This is a genomic window from Streptomyces roseofulvus (assembly GCF_039534915.1).
In the GTDB taxonomy this organism is placed as follows: domain Bacteria; phylum Actinomycetota; class Actinomycetes; order Streptomycetales; family Streptomycetaceae; genus Streptomyces; species Streptomyces roseofulvus.
In genome coordinates this window covers 2883213-2907203 of sequence record NZ_BAAAWE010000001.1, presented here as the reverse complement: position 1 = coordinate 2907203, position 23991 = coordinate 2883213, and the positions used below count along the sequence as shown (strand labels likewise).

The following is a 23991-nucleotide window of genomic DNA, read 5'->3' as shown; positions in this document are numbered from 1 at the left end:
ACTGTTAGGAAAGTTTCCTATCCGATGGGGAGGACGGTAGGGCGGGCGTCGGCGGGGCGTCAATACCCGCACACGCACGACACCCCCGACGGCAACCGAAGCGTTACCGGCGGGGGTGTCGAGGGCGGGCGGGGCGGCGGCTCAGGGCTTGTTGAGGTCCGTCCGCGGCAGCGGCGTGGCCGCCGCCGACTGCGGGGAGGTGGCGCTGGAGAAGACCGAGGGGGCCGCCATGCCGGCCGTCGGGTCGGCCGGCGCCGGCTCCTCCGCCTGCGCGGGCAGCCCGCCGACGATCCGGATGCCGGCCTCGTCCAGCCCCCGCTTGATCCGCCAGCGCAGCTCGCGCTCGACGCCCAGCTTCTTGCCCGGCATCGTCTTCGCGGAGACCCGGACGGTCATCGAGTCCAGCAGCACCTCGGTCAGGCCGAGGACCTCCACCGGACCCCACAGCCGCTCGTTCCACGGCTCGTCCTTCGCCATGGTCTCGCCGGCCGCCGCGATCACGCCCTGCACCCGGTCCAGGTCCTCCGTCGGCCGGACCGTGACGTCGACCGAGGCCGTCGCCCAGCCCTGGCTGAGGTTCCCTATCCGCTTGATCTCGCCGTTGCGCACGTACCAGATCTCGCCGTCGATCCCGCGCAGCTTCGTCACCCGCAGCCCCACCTCGACGACCTCGCCGGACGCCACGCCCGCGTCCACCGAGTCGCCGACGCCGTACTGGTCCTCCAGGATCATGAAGACGCCGGAGAGGAAGTCCGTCACCAGGTTCCGCGCGCCGAAACCGATCGCCACACCGGCCACACCGGCCGAGGCGAGCAGCGGCGCCAGATCGATGTCGAAGGCGCCCAGGACCATCAGCCCGGCCGTGCCCAGGATCAGGAAGGAGGCCACCGAGCGCAGCACCGAGCCGATCGCCTCGGACCGCTGCCGTCGGCGCTCCGCGTTGACGAGGAGCCCGCCGAGCGCCGTTCCCTCCACCGCCTGGGCGGAGCGGTTCATCCGCTCGATCAGCTTCGTCAGGGCGCGGCGGACGGCCCACCGCAGCAGCAGGGCGACGACCAGGATCAGCAGGATCCGCAGACCGGTGTTCAGCCAGGTGGACCAGTTCTCCTCCACCCAGCTCGCCGCGTCGGTGGCCTTCTCGGCCGCCTCGTCCAGGGTCACCGGGATGGGCTCGGGATCGGTGGCGGCCGCCAGGACGGACCAGGACACGGGACAACCTCCAGGCATCGCGTACGCAGGCCATCCACCCTAACGGGGCATCGGATGCGGAACGGTTCCCCTGTTCGAGGGAGAGACCGACCTCACCCGGGCACATACCCGGGAGACATGCCGATGTGGTCGAGAACACGTCCGGCACGGCGCGGGCGATCGCGGGAACGTGGTGGCGCTCCGACCAGGCATGAGGAGAGACTGAGAGCAGTTCGTCCCGGCGCGAGCCACGCGCCGCCGGCGTCATAGGAGGCATCCGTGCCGCATGTCCTGGTCCTCAACGCGTCGTACGAGCCCCTGGGCGTCGTACCGCTCCGCCGCGCACTCGTCCTCGTACTGGAGAACAAGGCCCTCTGTATCGAGGAGTCCGGCGCCTTCCTGCACAGCGAGCATCAGGTCGTCCCCGCGCCCAGCGTGGTACGGCTGAAGCGCTTCGTGCGGGTCCCCTACCGGGGGCCCGTTCCCTTGACCCGCCGGGCCCTGTTCGCACGCGACGGCGGCCGCTGCATGTACTGCGGGGGAGTGGCGACCAGCGTCGACCACGTCATCCCGCGCAGCCGGGGCGGGACGCACGCCTGGGAGAACGTGGTGGCGGCCTGCCGCCGCTGCAACCACCTCAAGGCGGACCGGCACCTGAGGGAGATCGGCTGGCGGCTGCGCCACCAGCCCGCGCCGCCGACCGGCCTGGCCTGGCGGATCATCGGCACCGGCCACCGGGACCCACGGTGGCTGCCCTACCTCACGCCGTACGGCGCCGAGGACGCGATGGCCCGGATCGACTCCGTCGCCGACACCCCCGCGGGGGTGCTGACGACCGGCTGAGGTCCGGGCCTTCCGCGTCCCCGGGCCGGTCCGGCGGAGGTACGGAGGCGGGGGCGCCGCTCAGGGAGCGGCGTCCTCCTCCCGCGTGCCCTCCTCCGGCGACGCGTCCTGCTCCGGGGCGGCCTGCTCCGGGGCCTCCTTCTCCGGTGCGTCCGCCGCGGGCGCGTCCGGCTTGTCGGCCTGCTCCGGGGCCGCCGGCTCCTGGGCCACCGCGTACGTCTCCACCGACCAGAGCGAGTAGCCGTACGGCGTCGCCCGCTTCTCGCCCTGCACCCGCACGAAGCGGGTGTCCGCCGCGTCCATCCGCACCGACTCGCGGCCGCCCCGCCCGTCCGTGACGGTCGCCGCCGTCCGCCAGATCCGGCCGTCGGCGGAGACCTGCACCCGGTAGCGGGCGGCGTGCGCGTCCTGCCAGTGCAGCACCACCTGCCCTATCCGGGCCGGCTCGGCCAGCTCCAGCTGGAACCAGGCGCCGTCCTCCGCCGGCGAGGACCAGCGGGTCGCCGGATCCCCGTCCACCGCCAGCGCGGCCGGGAAGTCCGCCGTCTCGTCGCCGGACGAGGAGGCCGTCGCCGTGCGGGCCAGGTCCGGGCCGCCGGTCCGCGGGAAGGTCCGCACCGTCAGCACCCGCTCCTCGCCCGCGAAGGCCACCGGCACCCGGTACTCCCCGGACGGCGTGCCCGGCGCCACCGACACCTCCATCGGCACGGTCGTCGTGCCGCCGCGCTCGACCGACGCCTCCTTCGGCAGCCGTACGGTGATCCCCTTCGGCGCCTTCGCGGTCAGCGGGCCCCGCACCCCGGCCGCCCGGTTCCCGGTCAGCTTCAGCTCCACCCGGCCCGCCGCGCCGCCGGCCTCCAGGTCCGTCTCCGTCCGGGCCAGCTCCAGACCGGCCCGCGGCCCGTCCGCGAACCACGGCACCAGCGACCGCACGTCGGGCGCCGGGCCCTCGCCGTCCCAGACGATCCGCAGCGCCTCGGCGCGCAGCCCCTTCAGCTCGGTCTGCGTCCAGCCCGACGCGTCCAGCGGCCCCAGCGGCCGCCAGCCCTCGCCCGCCACGAACGCCTCCACGCGCGCGTGCGGGGTTTGTTCCGCCCCCGGCCGCCCGTCGCCCGAGGGCTTCCCGGCGGCCTTCCCGGTCAGCACCGTCACCGCCTCCACCGGCCGCGCCCGGTCCAGCCTCACCGTGTACGAGCCGGCGGCCCGGTCCACCTCACGCTCCGGGTCGCGGTCGGCGCCGGTCCAGGCCGCCGCCTCCTTCACCGCCCGGTCCAGGAACGGGTCGAGGACCCCGTCGCCGACCGTCGCCCCGCTCGCCCCGATCCGCGGCCGCAGCGGCTCCAGGCGCAGCTGCGCCTGCCAGGCCGCGGGACCGTCGCCGCGCGCCTGCGCGAGGAGCATGTCGACGGCCGCCTCGCCCGCCGCCCCGTACCGGGACAGCTGCTCCAGCCAGGGCCCCGACTCGGCGCGCAGCGCCCCGCCCGCCGTGCCGGCCAGTCGCTCCGGCGCCTCCCGCATCACCGTGAACGCGGCCCGCAGCTCCCGCCCCGCCGCGTCCCGGGCCGCCGCCGTCCCGGAGCTCCGCGCCGACCAGAACGCCTTCATCAGCGGCTTCAGGCCGGCCGACTCGGCGTCCGGGGCGAGGAGCGACGAGGCCGCGTTCCCGGCCAGCGCGTCGAGCGCCGCCCGCGCGGCCGGATCCGGTCCCGCCAGGTCGGCGACGGCCGCCCGCCAGGACTCGGCGGGCCGGTAGCCGCGCGGGTTCCAGGCGAAGTCGGCGGTGGTGAACAGCGGGATCCTGGAGGCGGCCGGCTGCTCCATCGCGTGCGCCAGATAGGCGGCCGAACCGGCCGCGACCGCGGGCTCCCGGCCCGTGGCGGGCCCCAGGAAGAGCCGGTCCTGCGCGTAGTCGTTCACCGGGTAGTTGTCCATGGTGACCAGCGGCCGCCGGCCCAGGGCCGCCCGCACCCCGGCCAGTTCGGTGCCGGTGATGGTGCGCGGCACCACCCCGACGCCCGTCCACGCCACCCGCACGCGCGCGTCGAGCGCGCCCGCGAGCGCCGAACGGTACTCGCTGGTGCCCTCCTGGTAGTACTCCGTCGGCAGCACCGTCAGGGGCTCCGCGTCCGGATGGTGCTCGGACAGGTGCCGGGCCACCGCGTTCGCCACGCGCGCGTGGGCCCGGGCCGCGCCCGCCGCGTCCCGCCCGAACGCGTCGGCGTCCTCGTCGCAGGTCCACTCGCCGAACCCGGCGTCCGGGAACTGCAGCTGGAAGGAGCGGAAGCCGAGCTCCCGCATGGCGTCCAGCTTCCGCGCCAGCGCCGCCACGTCCGCGTCCGAGGAGAGGCACATCGACTGCGCCGGGGCCACCGCCCAGCCCAGCGTCACGTGGTTGGCGAGGGCCCGCTCGGACATGGCCCGGAACCCGGCGCGCTGCGCCTCCGGGTACGGCTCGCGCCACTGCGCCGTGCGGTACGGGTCGTCACCGGGCGCGTAGAGGTAGCGGTTCTGCTTGGTGCGGCCCAGGAAGTCGAGCATCGCCAGGCGCTGTGCGGTCGTCCACGGGGTGCCGTAGAAGCCTTCCGCGAGCCCCCGCTCGGCCGTGCCGGGCCAGTCCCGGACCACGACGCCGGGCACCTCACCGCCGACCCCGTCCGGGCCCTCGCCGAGCAGCTGACGGAGCGTCTGCACGGCGTGGAACAGGCCGTCCTCGCCCACCCCGTCCAGCACCACGGTGTCCCGCCCGCCGAACCGGCCGGTCGCCAGCCGGTAGCCGCCGCGGGGCAGGTCGGCCCGCTCGGCCACCCCGAAGGAGGCCAGCGCCTCCTGCGCCGCCTCGCCGGACGGCCCCGACAGACGCAGCACCGGACCCGCGCCCGGCAGCCCCTCGTGCACGGTCCGCACCCCGGCGTCGGCGAGCAGCCTCCGCACGGCCGCCAGGGCCGCCGGGTCGGCGTCCTCGTCCGCCACCAGGGTCACCCGCTCGCCGAGCCGCACGGCGGGCCCCGCGGCCGTCAGCGACTGCGGCCGGGGCCACACCGAGGGCTGCGCCGCCGCGCGCGCGGCACGGACCCGGGGCGCGGGGACGTCCGGGGCGGCGGGAACGGCCGCGGGGGCCGCGGGCAGGGCGGCCAGGTCGGGTGCCGCGGCGGGCGGCGGGACGGCGCCCGCCGAGCCGGGCACGGCACCGCCGAGGAGCCCGCCGATGACGGCGGCGGCGACCGCGGTCGCCGTACGCGGCCCACGGCCCGGACGCACGGGGGTCACGGGGTCTCCCTTCACCGGGCCCCGGACCCGCCGGATCGTCAGGGGCGGGTCCTGCCCGGCCGGTTGGTCACGAGCGGGTTACGACGACACCACCCGTCGCACGGAGGTGTCAATGCGACGGGGCGAAGTGTCGGCTTTGCCCGGTGAACCTCCGGCGAGCTGTCGCCCTTTCGCCACGTTCCCCCGGTAAAAGGGGCAAAGAGAGGCGCGGTGGGTAGGTCTCTCACTCGTCGCACCCACGGCCGCCGGTGACCAGCCGTCCGGCCACCACCCGTCGAGACGAACCGGGAGACCCCCGTGACCACGACCGCCCGCCCCCAGTCCGGACGGATACGGATCCCGCGCCAGGCCGCCTCCGGCGACGCCCCGCCCGCCGGCCCGCCCGCACCGGCCGGCCCCGCGCCGCTGACCAGCGAGCCCTCCTGGGCGGCCGCCGCGCCGCTGACCAGCGAGCCGCCGCAGGCCGGCGCCGCGCCCCTCACCAGCGAGCCGCCTCTCACCGGAGCGGCCCCCCTCATCAGCGAGCCCGCCGCCTCCGGAACCCGGTGCGGCACGGAGTCCCCCGGAGCGTGAAGTGACCCTGGCCCGCCTCGCCGCCCGACACGGCGTCGCCACCGAGTTCAGCCCGTCCGAGGGCGTCACCAGGGCCGTGCCCGAGACCACCGTGGTCGCGGTGCTCGGCGCCCTCGGGGTCGACGCCACCACCCCGGAGGCGGTCGCCGCCTCCCTCGGCGCGGCGGAGCGGGCCGACCGGGAGCGGCTGCTCCCGCCCACCCTCGTCCGGCACACCGGCGACGGGCCGCCCGCACCGCCCCCGGAGCTGCCCGAGGGAACCCGGCTGCGGATCACCACCGAGACCGGCGCCGTCCGCACCGGCGCCGACGGCGCCGTCTGGGAGCGGCTGCCGCTCGGCGTGCACACCGTGGACGCCGAGGCGCCCGACGGCCGCACCGCCCGCGCCACCCTGATCGTGGCCCCCGCGCGGGTCCCGGCCCCCGCCACGCGCGCGTACGGCCTGCTCGTCCAGCTCTACTCGCTGCTCTCCGAGCACTCCTGGGGCATGGGCGACCTGGGCGACCTGCGCGAACTCGTCACCTGGGCGGGCCGCGCGCACGGCGCCGGATTCGTCCAGGTCAACCCGCTGCACGCGGGCGTGCCCGGCGCGCCCTCGGACCCGTCCCCGTACCGCCCCTCCTCGCGCCGCTTCCCGGACCCCGTCCACCTGCGGATCGAGCGGATCCCCGAGTACGCCCACCTGGCCCCCGGCCCCCGCGAGGAACTGGACCGGATCCTCGCCGCCGCCGCCGAACTGCGCGAGAGCGTCCTCGGCAAGGGCACCGCCATCGACCGGGACGCCGTCTGGGCGCTCAAGCTCCGCGCCCTGGAGCGCGTCGCCGCCGTCGAGCTCGGCCCCGGCCGCCGCGCCGAATTCCACGACTTCCTCGCCGAGCGCGGCCGCGCCCTGGAGGACCACGCCACCTACCAGGCCCTCGCCGAACGCCACGGCCCCCACTGGCGCTCCTGGCCCGAGGAGCTGCGCACCCCCGACGGGGCCCGGGCGGCCGTCCGCGCCGACGCCAAGCTGGCCGCGCGGATCGACTTCCACTGCCGGCTCGCCTGGCTGACGGACCGGCAGCTCGGCGAGGCCGCCGACGCGGCCCGGGAGGCCGGCATGGCGGTCGGGATCGTCCACGACCTGGCCGTCGGGGTGCACCCGGAGGGCTCCGACGTCTGGGCCCGGCAGGGCGACTTCGCCGCCGGGATGTCCGTCGGCGCCCCGCCCGACGCCTTCAACTCCCGAGGCCAGGACTGGGGCCTGCCGCCGTGGCGCCCCGACGCCCTCGCCGCCGCCGGGTACGCCCCGTACCGCGGTCTGCTGCGCGAGCTCCTGCGGCACGCGGGGGCGCTCCGCATCGACCACGTGATGGGCCTCTTCCGGCTCTGGTGGGTGCCGGAGGGCCGGGAGCCCACCGAGGGCACCTACGTCCGGTACGACGCCGAGGCGATGCTCGCCGTCCTCGTCCTGGAGGCGCACCGGGCCGGCGCCCACGTCGTCGGCGAGGACCTGGGCACCGTCGAGCCGGGCGTCCGCGAGGCGCTCGCCGCGCGCGGGGTGTCCGGCACCTCCGTGCTCTGGTTCGAGCGGGACTGGGACGGCGGCGGCGCCCCGCTGCCGCCCGAGGCGTGGCGGGCCGGCTGCGTGGCCACCGCCACCACCCACGACCTGCCGTCCACCGCCGCCCGGCTCTCCGGCGACCACGTGCTGCTGCGCCACCGGCTCGGGCTGCTCACCGGCGACCTGACGCGCGAGCGGGCCGCGGACGCGGCGGAGACCGCCGAGTGGCGCGCGGTCCTGCAGCGGCTCGGGCTGCTCCCGGAGGGCCCGGGCGACGAGGAGGCCGAGATCCTGGCCGTCCACCGCTTCCTGGCCCGCACCCCGGCCCGGATGGTCGGCGTGTGGCTGCCGGACCTGGTGGGGGACCGCCGGCCGCAGAACCTGCCGGGCACCTGGGACGAGTACCCGAACTGGCGGCTGCCGGTGGCGGGGCCCGACGGGCAGCCGCTCCCGCTGGAGCGGATCGCCGCCTCGGCCCGTGCGCACACGCTGCTGCGGACCGTCGCGGAGGGGGTCGGAGCCCGTACGGCACCCCCGGGCGCGCGGGCCGTTTAGGTGTTCGCTACTTTTGCACCGTGGACAAGAAGAACGCCCTGCGCGCCGGCGCCGTCGCGGCCGGTACGACGCTGATGATGCTGCTCATGTCGTCCCCCGCGCTCGCGCTGACCCGCGACGACGGTGACGACCCGGCCCCCAAGCTGGAGGTCGTCGAGACCCTCGGCCTCTTCGTGGCGCTCCCGCTGGCGCTGTTCCTGGTCATCGCCGGTCTGGTGATGGTCCTCGACAAGTCCCGCAAGAAGGCGTAACCGCAGAAGGCGACCCGCCTCCTCCGTCCGTTCCCGAGGGCGCCGCACGGCCACCGGCCGCGCGGCGCCCTCGCGCGTGCTCGGGGCCGCGCGCCGAGCACGTCCGCCCGTGCCGTCGCCGCCGCTTCTTCAGCCGGTCGTCGCGAGCAGCTTCCGCAGCAGCCCGGCCAGCTGCTCCGCCTCCTCCCGGGTCAGCGCCGCCTCCACCGCCTCTCGCTGGCGTTCCAGGCCCGCGCCGACCGCCTGGTCGACCAGCTCGCGGCCGCGCTCGGTGAGCGTGACGCGCAGTCCGCGCCGGTCGTTCGGGTCGGGGCTGCGGGTGAGCAGCCCGGCCTTCTCCAGCTTGTCCAGCCGGCCGGTCATCCCGCCGGTGGTGATCATCAGCGTGGCGGTCAGCTCGCGGGGCGAGAGCGTGTACGGCTCTCCGGACCGGCGCAGCGTCGCCAGCACGTCGAACTCCCCGAGCCCCATGCCGTAGGGCTTGTACGCCTGGTCCACCTGGTTCCGGACGGCGGCGGAGAGCCGGTGGATCCGGCCGAAGACCGCCATCGGGAGGGTCTCCAGGTCGGGTCGGACCACGGCCCACTGGTCGGTGATGGCGTCGACGGCGTCATGCGCGGGCGGCTGCGTGTTCATGGGTCCAGTCTTCCGTCCCTCCCACTCGATGGCAAGAAAGCCACTTGCAAGTGAGTAGCTTAGTGCTAAGTTAATTACCGCCAAGCCAGCCGTGCTCCGGTCCACCGGGGCCGCACCGCTTCAGGGGGAGTACCGCCATGTCCCGCAAGGCCGCCGTCGTCGCGCTCACCGCCCTCGCCCCGATCTCCTGGGGCTCGACCTACTTCGTCACCACCGAGTTCCTGCCGCCGGACCGGCCCCTCTTCACCGGCCTCATGCGCGCCCTGCCGGCCGGCCTGCTGCTCCTCGCGCTGACCCGCACGCTCCCGCGGGGCGCCTGGTGGGGGAAGTCCGCGGTCCTCGGGGCGCTCAACATCGGCGCCTTCTTCCCGCTGCTCTTCCTCGCCGCCTACCGGCTGCCCGGCGGCGTCGCCGCCGTCGTCGGCTCCGTCGGCCCGCTCTTCGTCGTCGGCCTCGCCGCCCTCTTCCTCGGCGAGAAGCCCACCGTGCGGACCCTGCTCACCGCGGTCGCCGCGGCCTTCGGCGTCAGCCTCGTGGTCCTCAAGGCGGGCGCCGCCTTCGACCTGATCGGCGTCGGCGCCGGACTGCTCTCCTCGCTCTCGATGTCCGCCGGCGTCGTCTTCACCAAGCGCTGGGGCCGCCCCGAGGGCGTCGGCGCCCTCGCGCTCACCGGCTGGCAGCTCACCGCGGGCGGCCTGGTCATCCTCCCGATCGCCTTCCTGGTCGAGGGCGCCCCGCCGGCCCTCACCGGCACCAACCTGGCCGGCTACGCCTACCTCGCCCTCGGCAACACCGCGATCTCGTACTTCCTCTGGTTCCGCGGCATCGAGCGGCTGAGCGCCTCCTCCGCCACCCTCCTCGGCCCGCTCTCCCCGATCACCGCGGCCGTCATCGGCTGGGCCGCGCTCGGGCAGGCGCTCGGCCCGGTGCAGATCCTCGGCATGGTGATCGCCTTCGGCGCCACCCTCGCCGGCCAGCTGGCCCCCGCGAAGCCGGACGCCCGGCCGGCCGCGGTCGGATCGTTCAGCTCAGCTGAAAGGAACGGTCAGGAAGTTTCGATGGACCTGGAGGTTTCGGCGGTGCGACGGTAGGCCGCATGACCCCCGCCACCCCCGCGACCTCCACCCCCGAGACCGCCATCCCCGAGACCGCCACCCGGAGACCGGCCCCCGCCCGGGGTGCCGGTCTCGGTCTGCTGCTCGCCCTCCTCGCCACCGTCGTCTGGTCCGGCAGCTTCGTCGCCACCCGCGACCTGGCCGACTCCGTCCCGCCCGTCCAGGCCGTCTTCTGGCGCTGGGTCATCGCCCTCCTCGCCGTCGCCCCGTTCGCCGCCCGCCCCTTCTGGCGACAGCGCGCGGCCCTCCGCCGCCACCTCGGATTCACCGCCCTCGCCGCCCTGTTCGGCGTCACCCTCTACAACACCCTGGTCCACCAGGCCGGCCTGACCACCTCCGCCACCAACATGGGCATGATCATGGCCGCCGCCCCGGTGATCATGGCGGTCTACGCCCGGCTCGGCGGCGAACGGCTCGGCGCCCGCCGCCTCCTGGGCCTCGCGGTCGCCGTCCTCGGCGTGCTCCTCCTCGTCGGCAGGGGCTCCCTCACGATCGACCTCGGCCCCGGCGACCTCTGGATGTTCGCCGCCGCCCTCTCCTTCGCCTCCTACAGCGCCCTGCTCAAGCGCCGGCCGGCCGGGCTCGACGGGCTCGCCTTCCTCTTCGCCACCTTCGTGCTCGGCGCCGTCATGCTCGCCCCCGCCTACGCCGTCTCCCTCGCCGTCCAGGGCGGCTTCCCCGTCACGCCCGGCACCGTCGGCCCCCTGCTCTACATCGGCGTGTTCTCCTCCGCCGTCGCCTTCTTCGCCTGGAACAAGGCGGTCGCCCTGATCGGCGCGGCCCGCGCCGGAGTCGTCTACTACCTCCAGCCCGTCTGCGTCGCCCTGCTCTCGTACGCGCTCCTCGGCGAGCGCCTGGGGCCGGCCGGCGGCGCCTGCATGGCCCTCATCCTCGGCGGGGTGGCGCTCAGCTCCTCCCGGTGAGCCCGGCGAGCCCGGCCCGATAGGTTGCGCCCCATGACCGAGTGGGACATCAAGAAGCTGCACATCCTGCGCACCCTGCGCGACCGGGGCACCGTCACCGCCACCGCGGAGACCCTGCTCATGACCCCCTCGGCCGTCTCCCAGCAACTCACCAACCTCGCCAGGCAGCTCGGCGTGCCGCTCCTGGAGGCCCACGGCCGGCGCGTCCGCCTCACCGACGCCGCCCACCTCGTCCTGCGTCACGCCGAGGCGGTCTTCGCCCAGCTGGAGCGGGCCGACGCCGCACTCGACGGCTATCTGCGGGGCGAGGCCGGCCAGGTGCGCGTCGCCGCCTTCTCCACCGCCGTCCCGGCGCTCCTCGTCCCCGCCGTACGGCAGCTCCGCACCGCCTGCCCCGGGCTCGACGTCCGGATCCGGGAGGCCGAGGCGGGGGAGGCGTACGAGCTGCTCACGGCCGGCGAGGCGGAGCTCGCGCTGTCGCTCGCCGCCCACGCGCCCACCGCCCGCGACCCCCAGTTCAGCCGGGTGCCGCTGCTCGCCGACCCGCTCGACGTCGCCCTGCCCGCCGGCCACCCGCTCGCCGACGCTCCCGGCCTGCGCCTCGCCGACCTCGCCGCCGAGCCCTGGATCTTCGGCGGTTCCGGCCCCTGGTCCGAGATCACCACCGCCGCCTGCGAGGCCGCCGGCTTCGTCCCCGAGCAGGCCCACAGCGCCTCCGGCTGGACCGCCATCCTCGCCATGGTCGAGGCCGGGCTCGGCATCGCCCTCGTCCCCCGGATGGCCGCGGCCGACCGCCGGAGCGGCACCGGCGTCGTCATGCGGGTGCTCTCCGCCGACCAGCCGCGCCGCCATGTCGTCGCGGCGGTACGGCGCGGGGCCGAGGAGGGCCCGGCGGTGGCCCGGGTGCTCGCCGCCCTGCGGCAGGCCGCCGTGCAGCGCGAGAACGTTCAGCAGAACTGAAAAGACCCGTCGAAAACATTCGATGGACCCCTGGCTCCCGGGGCGGGACAGTCGGACCATGACCGCCATCGAGGACACCCAGGACCCGCACGCCAACGACGCCGCCCCGTACGCCGGAGGCGACCCGTACGCCGACTACCGCACCGGCGACTTCCCCTTCGCCGAGCTGGTCGACCTCGCCGACCGCCGCCTCGGCGGGGGCGTCGTCGCCGCCAACGACGAGTTCTTCGCCGAGCGCGAGAACCTGCTCGTCCGCGAGCGGGCCGTCTTCGACCCGGAGCACTTCGGCCACAAGGGCAAGATCATGGACGGCTGGGAGACCCGCCGCCGCCGCGGCGCCGACGCCGAGCACGTCTTCCCCGCCCCCGAGGACCACGACTGGGCCATCGTGCGCCTCGGTGCCCCCGGCGTCATCCGCGGCCTGATCGTCGACACCGCCCACTTCCGCGGCAACTACCCGCAGAAGGTCAGCGTCCAGGCCACCGCCGTCGAGGGCAGCCCCGGCCCCGAGGAGCTGCTGGACGCGAAGTGGGAGGAGCTGGTCCCGCCCACCCCCGTCCGCGGCCACGCCGCCAACGGCTTCGCGGTCGACAGCGACCGCCGCTGGACCCACGTCCGCCTCTGCCAGCACCCGGACGGCGGCATCGCCCGGTTCCGCGTCCACGGCGAGGTGCTGCCCGACCCCGAGTGGCTGGACCTCCTCGGCACGATCGACCTGCTCTCCGTGCTCAACGGCGGGTCGTACGAGGACGCCTCGGACCGGTTCTACTCCTCGCCGACCCAGATCATCCTGCCCGGCACCTCCCGCAAGATGGACGACGGCTGGGAGAACCGCCGCCGCCGGGTCCGCGGCACCCACGACTGGGTCCGCTTCCGCCTTCCCGCCCAGGGCGCCGTCCGCGCCGTCGAGATCGACACCGCCTACCTCAAGGGCAACTCGGCCGGCTGGATCGCCCTCCACGGCCGGAACGGGGAGACGGGGGAGTGGTTCGAGATCATCCCCCGCACCCGCCTCCAGCCCGACACCTTGCACCGCTTCCGGCTCCCCGCCCGGGCGGTCGTCACCCACGTCCGGCTCGACGCCTTCCCCGACGGCGGCGTCGCCCGCCTGCGCCTGCACGGCTCCCTGACCGAGGAGGGCGCCGCCGACCTGCGCGCCCGCTTCGACCGCGCGAGCCGGTAACACCCGGGCAGGACGAAGGGGCGCCCCCACGGGGGAGGGCGCCCCTTCGTCGTACGGATACCGCCGGTCCCTACTTCGCGGCCGCCGCGTCCGCCGCGCGGGCCTTCAGGGCCCGCTCGACGCCCGCCCGCGACTCCGTCACCAGACGCCGCAGCGCCGGCACCGGGTCGTTGGCCGCGATCCACGCGTCCGTCGCGTCCAGCGTCTCCTGGGAGACCTGGAGCGTCGGGTAGAGACCGACCACGATCTGCTGGACGATCTCGTGGCTGCGGGTCTCCGACACGCGCTTGATCGACGCGAAGTACTTCTCCGTGTACGGGGCGAGCAGCTCGCGCTGGTCGGTCTGGACGAAGCCGCCGATCACCGCCTCCTGCACCGCGTTGGCCAGCTTGTCGTCCTCGACGACCGCCGCCCACGCCTCGGCCTTCGCGGCCTCGGTCGGACGCGCCGCGCGGGCCGTGGCGGCGTGCCGCTCACCGGCCGCCGTGCGGTCGCGCTCCAGCTCGGCCGCGATCTCCGGCTCGTCGAAGACGCCGGCCGCGGCGAGCCGCTGCACGAACGCCCAGCGCAGCTCGGCGTCGACGGCGAGGCCCTCGATCGTCTCCCGGCCCTCCAGGAGCGCGGCCAGCAGGTCGAGCTGCTGCGGCGTCCGGGCGGTGGCGGCGAAGGCCCGCGCCCACGCCAGCTGGTGGTCGCTCGCCGGCGCGGCCGCCTTGAGGTGGGTCAGCGCCGCCTCGGTCCAGCGGGTCAGGCCCGCGTCGCGCCACTCCGGCGCCGCGTACAGGTCGAGGGCCGCCTTCACCTGGCCCTGGAGCGACTGCACCACGCCGATGTCGGACTCCTTGCCGATGCCGGAGAGCACCAGCTCCAGGTAGTCGCGGGTGGCCAGCTCGCCGTCCCGGGTCATGTCCCAGGCCGAGGCCCAGCACAGCGCCCGCGGCAGCGACTCCGCGAAGTCGCCGAGGTGCGCGGTCACGTTCTGGAGCGACACCTCGTCGAGGCGGACCTTGGCGTACGACAGGTCGTCGTCGTTCAGCAGGACGACCGCCGGGCGGGACTTGCCGACCAGCGCCGGCACCCGGGTCACCTCGGCCGCCTCGATGTCCAGCTCCAGGCGCTCGCCGCGGACCAGCTTGCCGGCCTCGTCGAGGTCGTAGAAGCCGATCGCGATGCGGTGCGGGCGGAGCACGGCCTCGCCCTTGGCGCCGGCGGGCAGCGCCGGGGCCTCCTGGCGCACCGCGAAGGCGGTGATCGAGCCGTTCTCGTCGGTCTCGATCTCCGGGCGCAGGACGTTGATGCCGGCCGTCTCCAGCCACGCCTTCGACCAGGTCTTCAGATCGCGGCCGGAGGTCTCCTCCAGCGCGCCGAGCAGGTCGCTGAGGCGGGTGTTGCCGAAGGCGTGGCGCTGGAAGTACGCCTGCACGCCCTTGAAGAACTCGTCCTGGCCGACGTAGGCCACGAGCTGCTTGAGGACCGAGGCGCCCTTGGCGTACGTGATGCCGTCGAAGTTGACGAGCACGTCCTCCAGGTCGTTGATCTCGGCCATGATCGGGTGCGTCGACGGCAGCTGGTCCTGGCGGTAGGCCCAGGTCTTCTCCGCGTTGGCGAAGGTGGTCCAGGCGTTCGGCCAGCGGGTGCCCGCCACGGACGCCTGGCAGGCGACCGAGGTGTAGGTGGCGAACGACTCGTTCAGCCAGAGGTCGTTCCACCACTCCATGGTCACGAGATCGCCGAACCACATGTGGGCCAGCTCGTGCAGGATCGTCTCGGCGCGGCGCTCGTAGGCCGCGTCCGTCACCTTCGAGCGGAAGACGTACTGGTCGCGGATGGTGACCGCGCCCGCGTTCTCCATCGCGCCGGCGTTGAACTCCGGCACGAACAGCTGGTCGTACTTGGCGAACGGGTAGGCGTACGCGAACTTCTCCTGGAACCAGCCGAAGCCCTGCCGGGTCACGTCGAAGATGTGGTCCGCGTCCAGGAACTCCGCCAGCGACGGACGGCAGTAGATGCCCAGCGGCACGACCTGCCCGTCCGGGCCCTCGTACGTCGAGTGCACCGAGTGGTACGGGCCGACGATCAGGGCCGTGATGTACGAGGAGATCCGCGGGGTCGGCTCGAAGGCCCACACCCCGTCCTTCGGCTCCGGGGTCGGAGAGTTCGAGATGACGCTCCAGCCCTCCGGCGCCTTCACGGTGAACTGGAAGGTCGCCTTCAGGTCCGGCTGCTCGAAGGAGGCGAAGACCCGGCGCGCGTCCGGCACCTCGAACTGGGTGTACAGGTACGCCTGGCCGTCGACCGGGTCGACGAAGCGGTGCAGGCCCTCGCCGGTGTTGGTGTACGCGCAGTCCGCGACCACCCGCAGCTCGTTGCGGCCCTGCTTCAGGCGCGGGAGCGCGATCCGCGCGTCGCGGAAGACGGCGGCCACGTCCAGGGAGTGCCCGTTGAGCACGACCTCGTGGACGGCGGGGGCGACGAGGTCGATGAAGCTCTCGGCGCCCTCCTCGGCGGAATCGAAGCGGACGGTGGTGACGGACCGGTAGGTGCCGCCCTCCTGCGCACCGGTGAGGTCCAGTTCGACCTCGTACGCGTCCACGGTCAGCAGCGCCGCCCGCTGCTGGGCCTCTTCACGGGTCAGGTTCGTACCAGGCACCCGGTCAACTCCTCGGTTTCGTGACGTTTGGCCCATCCTTCCACGGGGTCCTCGGCGAGCGCATCGCGCATTTCCCAGGGCGAACACGGAAGAACGGCGGTCACCCGGAAGGATGACCGCCGTTCTTCGCGGGGACGGGGGCTCAGCCCTGGAGCTCGGCCGCCACCAGCTCCGCGATCTGCACCGCGTTGAGCGCGGCGCCCTTGCGCAGGTTGTCGTTGGAGAGGAAGAGCGCCAGGCCGTTCTCGACGGTCTCGTCGACGCGGATGCGGCCCACGTACGAGGCGTCCTTGCCGGCCGCCTGGAGCGGGGTCGGGATCTCGGACAGCTCGACGCCCTCGGCGTCCTTCAGCAGCTCGTAGGCGCGCTCGACGCTGATCGGACGCTCGAAGCGGGCGTTGACCTGGAGCGAGTGGCCCGAGAAGACCGGCACGCGGACACAGGTGCCGGAGACCTTCAGCTCGGGGATCTCCAGGATCTTGCGGGACTCGTTGCGGAGCTTCTGCTCCTCGTCGGTCTCGTGCGTGCCGTCGTCGACGAGGTTGCCGGCCAGCGGCACCACGTTGAAGGCGATCGGGCGGCGGTAGACGTTCGGCTCGGGGAAGGCGACGGCCTCGCCGTCGAAGGCCAGCTGGTCGGCCTGCTCGGCGACGGCGCACGCCTGGGTGCGCAGCTCGGCGACGCCGGCCACGCCCGAGCCGGAGACGGCCTGGTAGGTCGTGGCGATCAGCGCGGTGAGGCCGGCCTCCTGGTGGAGCGGCTTGAGGACCGGCATGGCGGCCATCGTGGTGCAGTTCGGGTTGGCGATGATCCCCTTGGGGCGGTCCTTGACCGCGTGCGGGTTGACCTCGGAGACGACGAGCGGGACCTCGGGGTCGCGGCGCCAGGCGGAGGAGTTGTCGATCACGACGGCGCCCTGGGAGGCGACCTTCTCGGCGAGGGCCTTGGAGGTGGCGCCGCCGGCGGAGAAGAGCACGATGTCCAGGCCGGTGTAGTCGGCGGTGGCCGCGTCCTCGATCGTGACGCCGTCGACGACCTTGCCGGCCGACCGGGCGGAGGCGAAGAGCCGCAGCTCGTCGACCGGGAAGTTGCGCTCGGCCAGGATCTTGCGCATGACTGTGCCGACCTGACCGGTGGCTCCGACGATTCCGACCTTCACGGGGACTCCTCCGTACGTGTGTGCAGGTGCTGCCGCTCCCCATCATGCGTGCCGCCTGCCGCTGCTTGTCCAATCCATTGTCCGAGGAGCGGGACGCGGTCCGGCGGCTGAACGTTCCGGCGGATGAACGTTCCGGGGCGGTCGCGCGTCGAAGGGGGGTCACCGGCAGGGAGGAGGCGGGGTGGAGCAGATGGACGCGGTGCTCGTGGACCGGGTGCGCGCGGTCCTGGCGCTGGGCGGGGTGCCGTACGCGGAGCTCCAGGACGGGGTCCAGCAGGTGGGGCTGCGGCTCCTGGAGGCCCGGGCGAAGGGGGACCCGCCGCGCTCCCCGGGCGCCTGGTGCGCGGTGGTCGCCACCCGGGTGGCCGCCGACTGGCACCGGGCCCGCCGCCGCGACGAGCGGCTGGGCGAGCGGCTGACCGCGTTGCCCGCCCCGCCGGGCGGGGGCGGCGAGGAGGACCGGCTGCTCGCGCTGGCCGTGGCGGACGGCCTGGAGGCGCTGCCCGAGAAGCAGCGGCAGGTCCTGGTGCTGCGCTTCTACGCGGACCTTCCGGTGGCCCGGATCGCCGAGGAGCTGGGAGTCCCGGAGGGGACCGTCAAGAGCAGGCTGCACGCCGCCGTCCGCGCGATGCGGGAGCGGCTCCACACGGACGAGGTGGTGTGAGGTGGAGGAGCAGGAGCGGGACCCGCTGGCGCTGGTGCTGGCCCTGGAGGACGACCAGCCGCTGCCCCCGGGCGCCGGGGACGATCCCGAGGTCGCCCGCGCCCTCGCGGACGTGGCCCTGATCCGCCGGCAGCTGGGCGTCCTCGCCGGCGCGCTCACGGCGGAGCCCGTACCGGCGGCTCCGGTCGTACGGCCCCGGCGCCGCGGCCGGATCGCGGCCTGGGCGCTCGCCGCCTGCGTGGCCCTCGGCGTGCTCGGCACCGGCGGGGCGTGGCTGGCCGCGCACCCCGGGACGCTCGACAGCGGAGGCATCGACAGCGGCGGGAGCAGCGCGAAGCTCACCGCCGGCGGGTTCGTGGCCTGCGCCACGGACGTCGCCGAGGGGACGGTCGCCCGGGTCGAGCCGCTCGCGGACGAGGGGGAGCTCCGCGTGGTGCTGCGGGTGGAGCGCCGGTACAAGCCGGAGGGCGCCGGCTCCGGCGAGCTGGCCTTCCGCGGCGGGGCGGCGGACCCGTCGTTCTACCGGCCCGGTGCGCGGATGCTCGTGGTCGTCTCCCGCTTCCCCGACGAGGGGGCGCTCACCTTCCGGCAGGACATGGAGCCGCCCGGCGAGCTCGGCGAGGACGTCGGCCCCGTCCGCGACGAGCTGGAGTACGGACGCGCGTGGGTGGAGAAGGGGCTGCGCGAAGGGGTGGGCGACTGCCCCGGCCGGGGCTGAACGCGGAAGGGGCGGGCACCCGCACGGGTGCCCGCCCCTCCTCGTACTGCCCGGGGTGTTACGGGGTGACGCCGCCGATCAGGACGCTGCCGGTGCCCGCGACGGTGCCGCGCGCGTTGAGCAGCTGGACCTGGCCGAAGAACCGGCGTCCCTCGGGGGCCGCGCCGCCGACGACGACCTCGGCCGCGACCTTGGCGCTCGCGCCGTTGGCCAGCGGGTACGTCTTCGCCTCGTCGACCTTCACGGTGCCGAGCGACGGGGAGAAGTACACGTCCTTGTAGTCGTAGGTCGTGCCGCCCTCGGCGTGGACCGCGTAGCCGTCGACGACGACGGTGTAGGTGCCGGCGGCCGGCTTCACGAGGGAGACGGCCTCCTCCGAGTCGCCGTCCGCCGACTGGCCGACCTGCTTGCCGTTGAGCAGCACGGTCAGGTCGAGGTCGGCGGCCTTGTCGGAGGTGTTGCCGATCGCGATGTCGAGACGCTCGACGCCCTCACCGATGGTGACGGTCTTCGTCTGCTGCTCGTGGTGCTGGATGGTCGGCGTCTCGGACTTCTGGGAGCCGAGCGAGCCGCCCTTGAGCTTGCCGTCGAGCGCGGCGAACGTGTTGGTGACCGTCCACTCGACGGCGGCCGGGGTGCCGACCTTCGCCTCGGCGACCGTCTGGACGGCCGGGTCGAAGGAGGCGCCGAGCACGGAGACGTCCAGCTTGTACGGGTTGTCCAGGTCCGGCGAGGTGCGGCGCGCCTCGACCTCGATCTCCCAGACGCCGGCCTGCGGGTTGGCGTACGAGCGCAGGTCGGGGCGGCAGGTGTTCGCCGGGTTGTAGTGCGGGTAGCAGCCGGTGGTCGCGGTCGGGTCGACCGGGACGCCGTACGGGTGGATGGCGATGAACCGGGTCTGGCTCTTCTCCTTCAGCCCGCCGATCCGCACCTCCAGCGAGGTCGCGCCCTGCGGCACGGTCACGAAGTACGACTTGGTGCTGTTGCGCTGCACCGAGCCGGCGGCGGAGAAGCCGTAGCCGGGGGCGACCAGGTCGCTCGCGACGACGGAGGTGGCCATGATCTGCTTGTCGACGCCCTCGGTGTCCTCGTCGTCGGCCTCCAGGAGCACGCTGTGCACGCCGGCGGTGGTCGGACGGGCCTCCAGCTTGACGGTGACCGGCTTGTTCAGCGGCAGGTCGACCTCGTCGTCGCCGAGGATGCGGAAGGTGCCGTCGTTGTACTTGAGGTCCAGCTCGTGCTCGATCGCACGGTCCGGGCCGCTGGTGCGGGTGACGGTGACGTCGTAGACCTTCTTCTGGCCGACCTTGAGGCCGCCCTCGCGGTCGTACACACCGGTGCCGGTGTGCGGGGCCGGGAAGATCACGGTGTCGACCGGGGCCTCGACCTTGTAGGAGTGGGCGGTGGCCCCGTCCTTGATGGAGTCCCACGCCTCGACGACGTCGACGAGACCGGCGCCCTGCTCGTGCGCCGCGACACCCGGGATCCGCTTCGCGGTCGAGGTGAGGGCGGTGCGGAGGGTCAGCGGGGAGAGCTCGATGCCGCGCTGCTTGGCTGCGGAGAGCAGCAGCGCGCTCGCGCCGGCGACCTGCGGGGACGACATCGAGGTGCCGTTGAGCATGCCGTAGCCGGCGGGCAGCGCGTAGCCGGACTCGGCGACGCCGGCGCCGGCCTGCCAGGTCGGGATGGTGTTCACGGCCGAGCCCGGGCCGGTGACCAGCGGGGCGGCGCCGCCGTCCTCACGCGGACCGCGCGAGGAGAACGGGAACATGGCGTACGACTTCTCGACGGCCGAGCCGTAGTTGGCGGCCCAGGTCGAGCGGGAGACGGCCGCGCCGACCGAGAGGACCTTGTCGGCCAGGCCGGGGTCGCCGATGGTGTTGGTGCCCGGGCCGGAGTTGCCGGCCGAGATCACCAGCTGCACGCCGTACTCGTCGATGAGACGGGTGTAGAGGCGGGCGCGGACGTTGTCGCCGTCGTTCAGCGCGGGCAGGCCGCCGATCGACATGTTGACGATGTCGACGCCGCGGTTGACGACGAGGTCGACCATGCCCTCGGTGAGGGCGGTGTTGGTGCAGCCGCCGGTCCAGGTGCAGGCGCGCGAGGAGACGATCTTCGCGCCGGGCGCGGCGCCGTTCATCCGGCCGCCGAAGAGGCCCTTGGCGGCGGTGATGCCGGCGACGTGGGTGCCGTGCGAGGACTCGACGAGGCCGATGTTGACGAAGTCGCGCTTCTGGCCGACCCAGGAGCCGCCCAGCGGGTCCATCGGGACGTCCTTGCGGATCTCCACGACGAAGGGGGTGCGCTCGGCGACCTCGGTGGCCGGGTTGTCGGTACCGAAGTAGCCGATCTGGTACCCGTCCTTGTACGGCTTCATCGGCGCGTTGTCCGTGAAGTCGAAGTCCTGGTCGGTGTCGACGCGGACGGTGCCGGCGGCGGGGTCGTACAGCATGCCGAAGACGTCGGTGGTGTCGCCGTCGCGGTTGATGTCACCGGCCGGGTCGCCGCCCGCCGTGACGGACTCGCTGAAGCGGCTCCACTGGTAGGAGCCCTCGGGCGCCTTCCAGGACTGCGAGGCGGCGCTGAAGACGGGGCCCGCGACCGGGGTGATCTGGGCGCGCCAGGTGCCGTCGCTCTCGGTGAGCGGGTCGGTGGCGGTCACCCAGTCGACGATCTTGCGCTCGCCGGTGGTGGTCTTCTGCAGGGCCGGGTGGCCCAGGTCGACGCCCGAGTCGAGGATGCCGATGGTCACGCCGCGGCCGTCGGCCCGCGGGTGGTCCTCGACGAACTCGACCGCGCCCGTCTCGTGGGACGGGTTGTACGGGTTCTTCGCCGGGGTGTACTTCGACGGCGCCGGGTACGTCCGGTCCACCGTGGTGCCCTCGACGGCGCCGGTGACGCCCTCGTCGGGGCGCGGGTCGTCCAGCTTGATCTCGGCCTGGAGGTCGAGCGACTGGACGGAGGAGAGCTTGGCGGCGGCCTTGATCGCGGCCTCGGCCTTGGCGGTCGGCAGGGTGGCGCGGACGTAGCCGAGCTCGTCGTTGCGGTTGCCGACGGAGCCGCCGGGGACGGCGTCGAGCTGGCCCGCGACCTGCTCGGTCGCGCCGGGCGCGGTGGCGACCAGGACGGTGACGTGCGGCTCGCCGGCGGCCTCGGCCTCGGCGAGGCGCTGCGCGTCGATGGCGCCGAGCTTGTCGGCGGGCTCCGCGGTCTTGACCGGGGGGTTCGTCGCCGGGGTCTCGGCGGCGAGCACCGGCGCGGCACCGGCCGCGACGAGCGCGGTCACCAGACCGGCGGCGGCGGCGATCCTGGCCGCCCGCCCGGTCCCGGTCGAGCGCCCGGGTATGGAGCTCTGGGTTTCGGGGGTGGTCATTTACATCCCTGTTTGTGAAAGAAGAGGGTCCGGATTCCGGTACCGGATGACCGCTCAGCCTTTCGCAAGTGACAGGGTTTTGTGGAGAGTTCCTGGAGGGCATGTTGTGTCCATGGCGTACATCCGCCACCGCGCGTCCTCCGCCACAGAGCACGAATCGCCCTCAACGAGGACGATTCGACGGGTGGTTCCCGGCCGTCACTGATCCTTCGTGCGGGCGTAGTGCCGGGACGCCTTCGCGCGGTTGCCGCAGGTGGCCATCGAGTGCCAGCGGCGGGTGCCGTTCCGCGAGGTGTCGAAGAAGTGCAGGATGCACGCCTCGTGCGCGCAGGTCCTGATCCGGTCCGGTGCGGTGCGGAGCAGGTCCAGGTAGTCGCGGGCGGCGGTCCAGGCCGGCCCCCACGCCGGATCGGCGAACTCGGCCCGCTCGCCGGGGCCGTCGGCGGAGAGCAGCACGCGGATCCGGCCGTGCTCCAGGACGGCGTCGACCCCCGCGATCGCCCCGGGGTCGCCGGGGCGGTCGACCAGTGCCTTCAGCGCCTCGCGGGCGGCGCGGGTGTGCCGGAGCGTGGCCTCGTCGGCGGCGAAGCGCCCGTCGAGCCCGTTGGCCGCGAGCCAGACGGCCAGCCCCTCGGTGTCGGTGAGCAGGTCCTGGCGTTCCCCCTCGCGCATCCAGCGGGTGTTGAGCAGGTCCAGGGAGACCGGTTCGCCGGTGTGCGGCCGCGGGTCGGTGACGGGCATGGCGGGCATCCTCCTCGATCCCCCGGGCGATCTAACCCCTCAAGCGTACGTGACGGGTTGCGCCTGATGTCGCCTAACCTCTAAAGTCGAGTTAACCGGTTAGCCCGAAGGGGGCGACCGACGACGAGGGGACCGTCATGTCCGCGATCGGCACGCTGAACACGGCGCACATCGGCATCAACGTCACCGACCTGGACCGCTCGCTCCGCTTCTACGGCGACGTCCTGGGCTTCGAGGCGATCGGCTCCGGCGACGCCGACGGCCGCCGCTACGCCTTCCTCGGCCAGGGCGGCCGGCTCGTGCTCACCCTCTGGCAGCAGGCCGCGGGCGGTTACGACGCGGGCCTGGCCGGCCTGCACCACCTGGCCTTCGAGGCCGAGTCCATCGAGCGGGTCCGCGAGGCCGAGGCGGCCCTCAGGGCGGAGGGCGTCACCTTCGCCTACGACGGCGTGGTCGCCCACCGCGAAGGCGCGGCCTCCGGCGGCATCTTCTTCCACGACCCCGACGGCACCCGCCTCGAGATCTCCGTCCCCAAGGGCGCCGAATCCGCCCCGGCCCCCAACAGCTCGGCCCCCACCTGCGGATTCTTCTAGAGACCCGGGCGCGGGCAGGCGTTCCGCCCGGGACCCCCGGACGAAGTCGTCGGGGGAGGAACGGGTGGGCACACCGCCGAACGCGCCACCCGCGCCCGCGCCCTGCCCGCACCCCGCAAACCCACACCCGCCCGGAGGCGCAGCCATGAGCACCACCGCCTACCACCACGGCTCGCTCGCCGTGCAGCAGAAGCTCGGCCTCCAGGCCGCCGCCGCCCACATCGCCCCCAGCATCCGCCCCGGCATCCGCCCCGTCGCCGCCGCGTTCCTGGAGGCCCAGCCCATGCTGGTCCTCGCCGCGGCGGCGCCCGACGGCCGGGTCTGGGCGAGCCTGCTCACCGGCACTCCCGGCTTCGCCCGCGCCACCGGCCCGCACACGGTCTCGCTCGCGGCCACCCCCGGCCCCGGTGACCCGCTCGCCGAGGCGCTGAGGACGGAGACGCCTGTCGGCACCCTCGCCCTCGACCCGCGCACCCGCCGCCGCATGCGCCTCAACGGCACCGCCCGCCCCGGCGCCCGCGGCCTGCTCGTCGAGGCCGAGCAGGTCTTCGCCAACTGCCCCAAGTACCTCCAGAAGCGGGAGCTGTACGGCTCCGGCCCCGCCGGCCCGGACGCCCCCGCCGTCCACCGGGGCGACGCCCTCACCGAGGCCCAGCTCGCCGCCGTCCGCGCGGCCGACACCTTCTTCGTCGCCACCGTCGGACCGGACGGCGCCGACGCCAGCCACCGCGGCGGCAACCCCGGCTTCGTCCGGGCCGAGGGCCCCCGCGAGCTGGTCTGGCGGGACTACCCGGGCAACGCGATGTTCCTCACACTCGGCAACCTGGAGACCGACGACAGGGCCGGTCTCCTCTTCCTGGACTGGGAGAACGGCACCACCCTCCAGCTCAGCGGCCGGGCGGAAACGGTATACCGTTCCGAGGAGCGGTTCGTCCGCTTCCGGGTCGACAGCGTCGTCGAGACCCCGGCCGCCAGCCCCCTGCGCTGGTCCGCGCCCGAGTACTCCCCGGCCAATCCGACCACCCCCTGAACCTCCCGCGCACCGAACGCCCCCTG

At 74.4% G+C, this 23991-nt stretch carries 19 protein-coding genes; 12 read left to right on the top strand and 7 right to left on the bottom strand.

The features are described 5' to 3' along the window. Window positions 1–141: 141 nt before the first annotated feature. Window positions 142–1227 (bottom strand): mechanosensitive ion channel family protein, encoded by a 1086-nt coding sequence (locus ABFY03_RS13400; RefSeq protein WP_386723575.1) that lies wholly within the window; start codon window positions 1225–1227, stop codon window positions 142–144. A gap of 240 nt (window positions 1228–1467) precedes the next feature. On the opposite strand from ABFY03_RS13400, the gene ABFY03_RS13395 reads away from it, so the two are divergent. Further along, entirely contained in the window at window positions 1468–2031 is a 564-nt protein-coding gene (locus ABFY03_RS13395) for an HNH endonuclease (protein ID WP_319008399.1), read from the top strand. Between the two features lie 60 nt (window positions 2032–2091). On the opposite strand, the gene ABFY03_RS13390 is transcribed toward ABFY03_RS13395, so the two are convergent. Then, the gene (locus ABFY03_RS13390) at window positions 2092–5289 is read right to left on the bottom strand and encodes a glycoside hydrolase family 84 protein (RefSeq protein ID WP_346172245.1); all 3198 of its coding nucleotides are present in this window, start codon (window positions 5287–5289) and stop codon (window positions 2092–2094) included. A gap of 306 nt (window positions 5290–5595) precedes the next feature. Between ABFY03_RS13390 and ABFY03_RS13385 the strand changes: the two genes are divergently transcribed. From ABFY03_RS13385 to ABFY03_RS13375, 3 genes are read left to right on the top strand one after another with little or no spacing between them, the layout of a single operon-like run. After that, window positions 5596–5871 (top strand): hypothetical protein, encoded by a 276-nt coding sequence (locus tag ABFY03_RS13385; RefSeq protein ID WP_386723574.1) that lies wholly within the window; start codon window positions 5596–5598, stop codon window positions 5869–5871. A 1-nt stretch (window position 5872) separates the two neighbouring features. Further along, the gene (malQ, locus tag ABFY03_RS13380) at window positions 5873–7969 is read left to right on the top strand and encodes a 4-alpha-glucanotransferase (protein WP_346169976.1); all 2097 of its coding nucleotides are present in this window, start codon (window positions 5873–5875) and stop codon (window positions 7967–7969) included. A 20-nt stretch (window positions 7970–7989) separates the two neighbouring features. Then, window positions 7990–8220 (top strand): hypothetical protein, encoded by a 231-nt coding sequence (locus tag ABFY03_RS13375; protein WP_031013325.1) that lies wholly within the window; start codon window positions 7990–7992, stop codon window positions 8218–8220. A 129-nt stretch (window positions 8221–8349) separates the two neighbouring features. Here ABFY03_RS13375 and ABFY03_RS13370 read toward each other — a convergent pair whose 3' ends face one another. Further along, complete coding sequence (locus ABFY03_RS13370; RefSeq protein ID WP_319008397.1) at window positions 8350–8856, bottom strand: MarR family winged helix-turn-helix transcriptional regulator; 507 nt, start codon at window positions 8854–8856, stop codon at window positions 8350–8352. A 137-nt stretch (window positions 8857–8993) separates the two neighbouring features. Here ABFY03_RS13370 and ABFY03_RS13365 point away from each other — a divergent pair, with 137 nt between their 5' ends. The 4 genes from ABFY03_RS13365 to alc are packed head-to-tail and all read left to right on the top strand — an operon-like array spanning window position 8994 to window position 13037. Next, entirely contained in the window at window positions 8994–9947 is a 954-nt protein-coding gene (locus ABFY03_RS13365; RefSeq protein ID WP_346169975.1) for an EamA family transporter, read from the top strand. A 5-nt stretch (window positions 9948–9952) separates the two neighbouring features. Then, window positions 9953–10894 carry a DMT family transporter gene (locus ABFY03_RS13360; RefSeq protein WP_346169974.1) on the top strand — a complete coding sequence of 314 codons (942 nt, stop codon included), beginning with the start codon at window positions 9953–9955 and terminating at the stop codon, window positions 10892–10894. Between the two features lie 33 nt (window positions 10895–10927). After that, window positions 10928–11854: a LysR family transcriptional regulator gene (locus ABFY03_RS13355; RefSeq protein WP_346169973.1), complete on the top strand. Its 927-nt coding sequence runs from the start codon at window positions 10928–10930 to the stop codon at window positions 11852–11854. Window positions 11855–11912: 58 nt separating this feature from the next. After that, the gene (gene alc / locus ABFY03_RS13350; RefSeq protein WP_319008394.1) at window positions 11913–13037 is read left to right on the top strand and encodes an allantoicase; all 1125 of its coding nucleotides are present in this window, start codon (window positions 11913–11915) and stop codon (window positions 13035–13037) included. A 70-nt stretch (window positions 13038–13107) separates the two neighbouring features. Here the strand turns inward: alc and pepN are convergent, their stop codons facing one another. After that, window positions 13108–15687 (bottom strand): aminopeptidase N, encoded by a 2580-nt coding sequence (gene pepN / locus ABFY03_RS13345; protein WP_319008393.1) that lies wholly within the window; start codon window positions 15685–15687, stop codon window positions 13108–13110. 142 nt (window positions 15688–15829) lie between these two features. Then, window positions 15830–16846, bottom strand: coding sequence for an aspartate-semialdehyde dehydrogenase (locus ABFY03_RS13340; protein WP_319008392.1), 1017 nt, complete (start codon window positions 16844–16846; stop codon window positions 15830–15832). Between the two features lie 190 nt (window positions 16847–17036). On the opposite strand from ABFY03_RS13340, the gene ABFY03_RS13335 reads away from it, so the two are divergent. Both ABFY03_RS13335 and ABFY03_RS13330 read left to right on the top strand, forming a co-directional pair. Further along, on the top strand, window positions 17037–17510 hold the full coding sequence (locus ABFY03_RS13335) for an RNA polymerase sigma factor (protein WP_319008490.1): 474 nt from the start codon (window positions 17037–17039) through the stop codon (window positions 17508–17510). A gap of 1 nt (window position 17511) precedes the next feature. Continuing rightward, window positions 17512–18228 carry a hypothetical protein gene (locus ABFY03_RS13330; protein ID WP_319008391.1) on the top strand — a complete coding sequence of 239 codons (717 nt, stop codon included), beginning with the start codon at window positions 17512–17514 and terminating at the stop codon, window positions 18226–18228. A gap of 58 nt (window positions 18229–18286) precedes the next feature. Here ABFY03_RS13330 and ABFY03_RS13325 read toward each other — a convergent pair whose 3' ends face one another. Beyond that, window positions 18287–21601 (bottom strand): S8 family serine peptidase, encoded by a 3315-nt coding sequence (locus ABFY03_RS13325; RefSeq protein ID WP_319008390.1) that lies wholly within the window; start codon window positions 21599–21601, stop codon window positions 18287–18289. 198 nt (window positions 21602–21799) lie between these two features. Further along, window positions 21800–22342 (bottom strand): CGNR zinc finger domain-containing protein, encoded by a 543-nt coding sequence (locus ABFY03_RS13320; RefSeq protein WP_346169972.1) that lies wholly within the window; start codon window positions 22340–22342, stop codon window positions 21800–21802. Window positions 22343–22479: 137 nt separating this feature from the next. Here ABFY03_RS13320 and ABFY03_RS13315 point away from each other — a divergent pair, with 137 nt between their 5' ends. Continuing rightward, on the top strand, window positions 22480–22935 hold the full coding sequence (locus ABFY03_RS13315; protein WP_319008388.1) for a VOC family protein: 456 nt from the start codon (window positions 22480–22482) through the stop codon (window positions 22933–22935). 145 nt (window positions 22936–23080) lie between these two features. After that, window positions 23081–23965 (top strand): pyridoxamine 5'-phosphate oxidase family protein, encoded by an 885-nt coding sequence (locus tag ABFY03_RS13310; protein WP_319008387.1) that lies wholly within the window; start codon window positions 23081–23083, stop codon window positions 23963–23965. Window positions 23966–23991 lie beyond the last annotated feature (26 nt).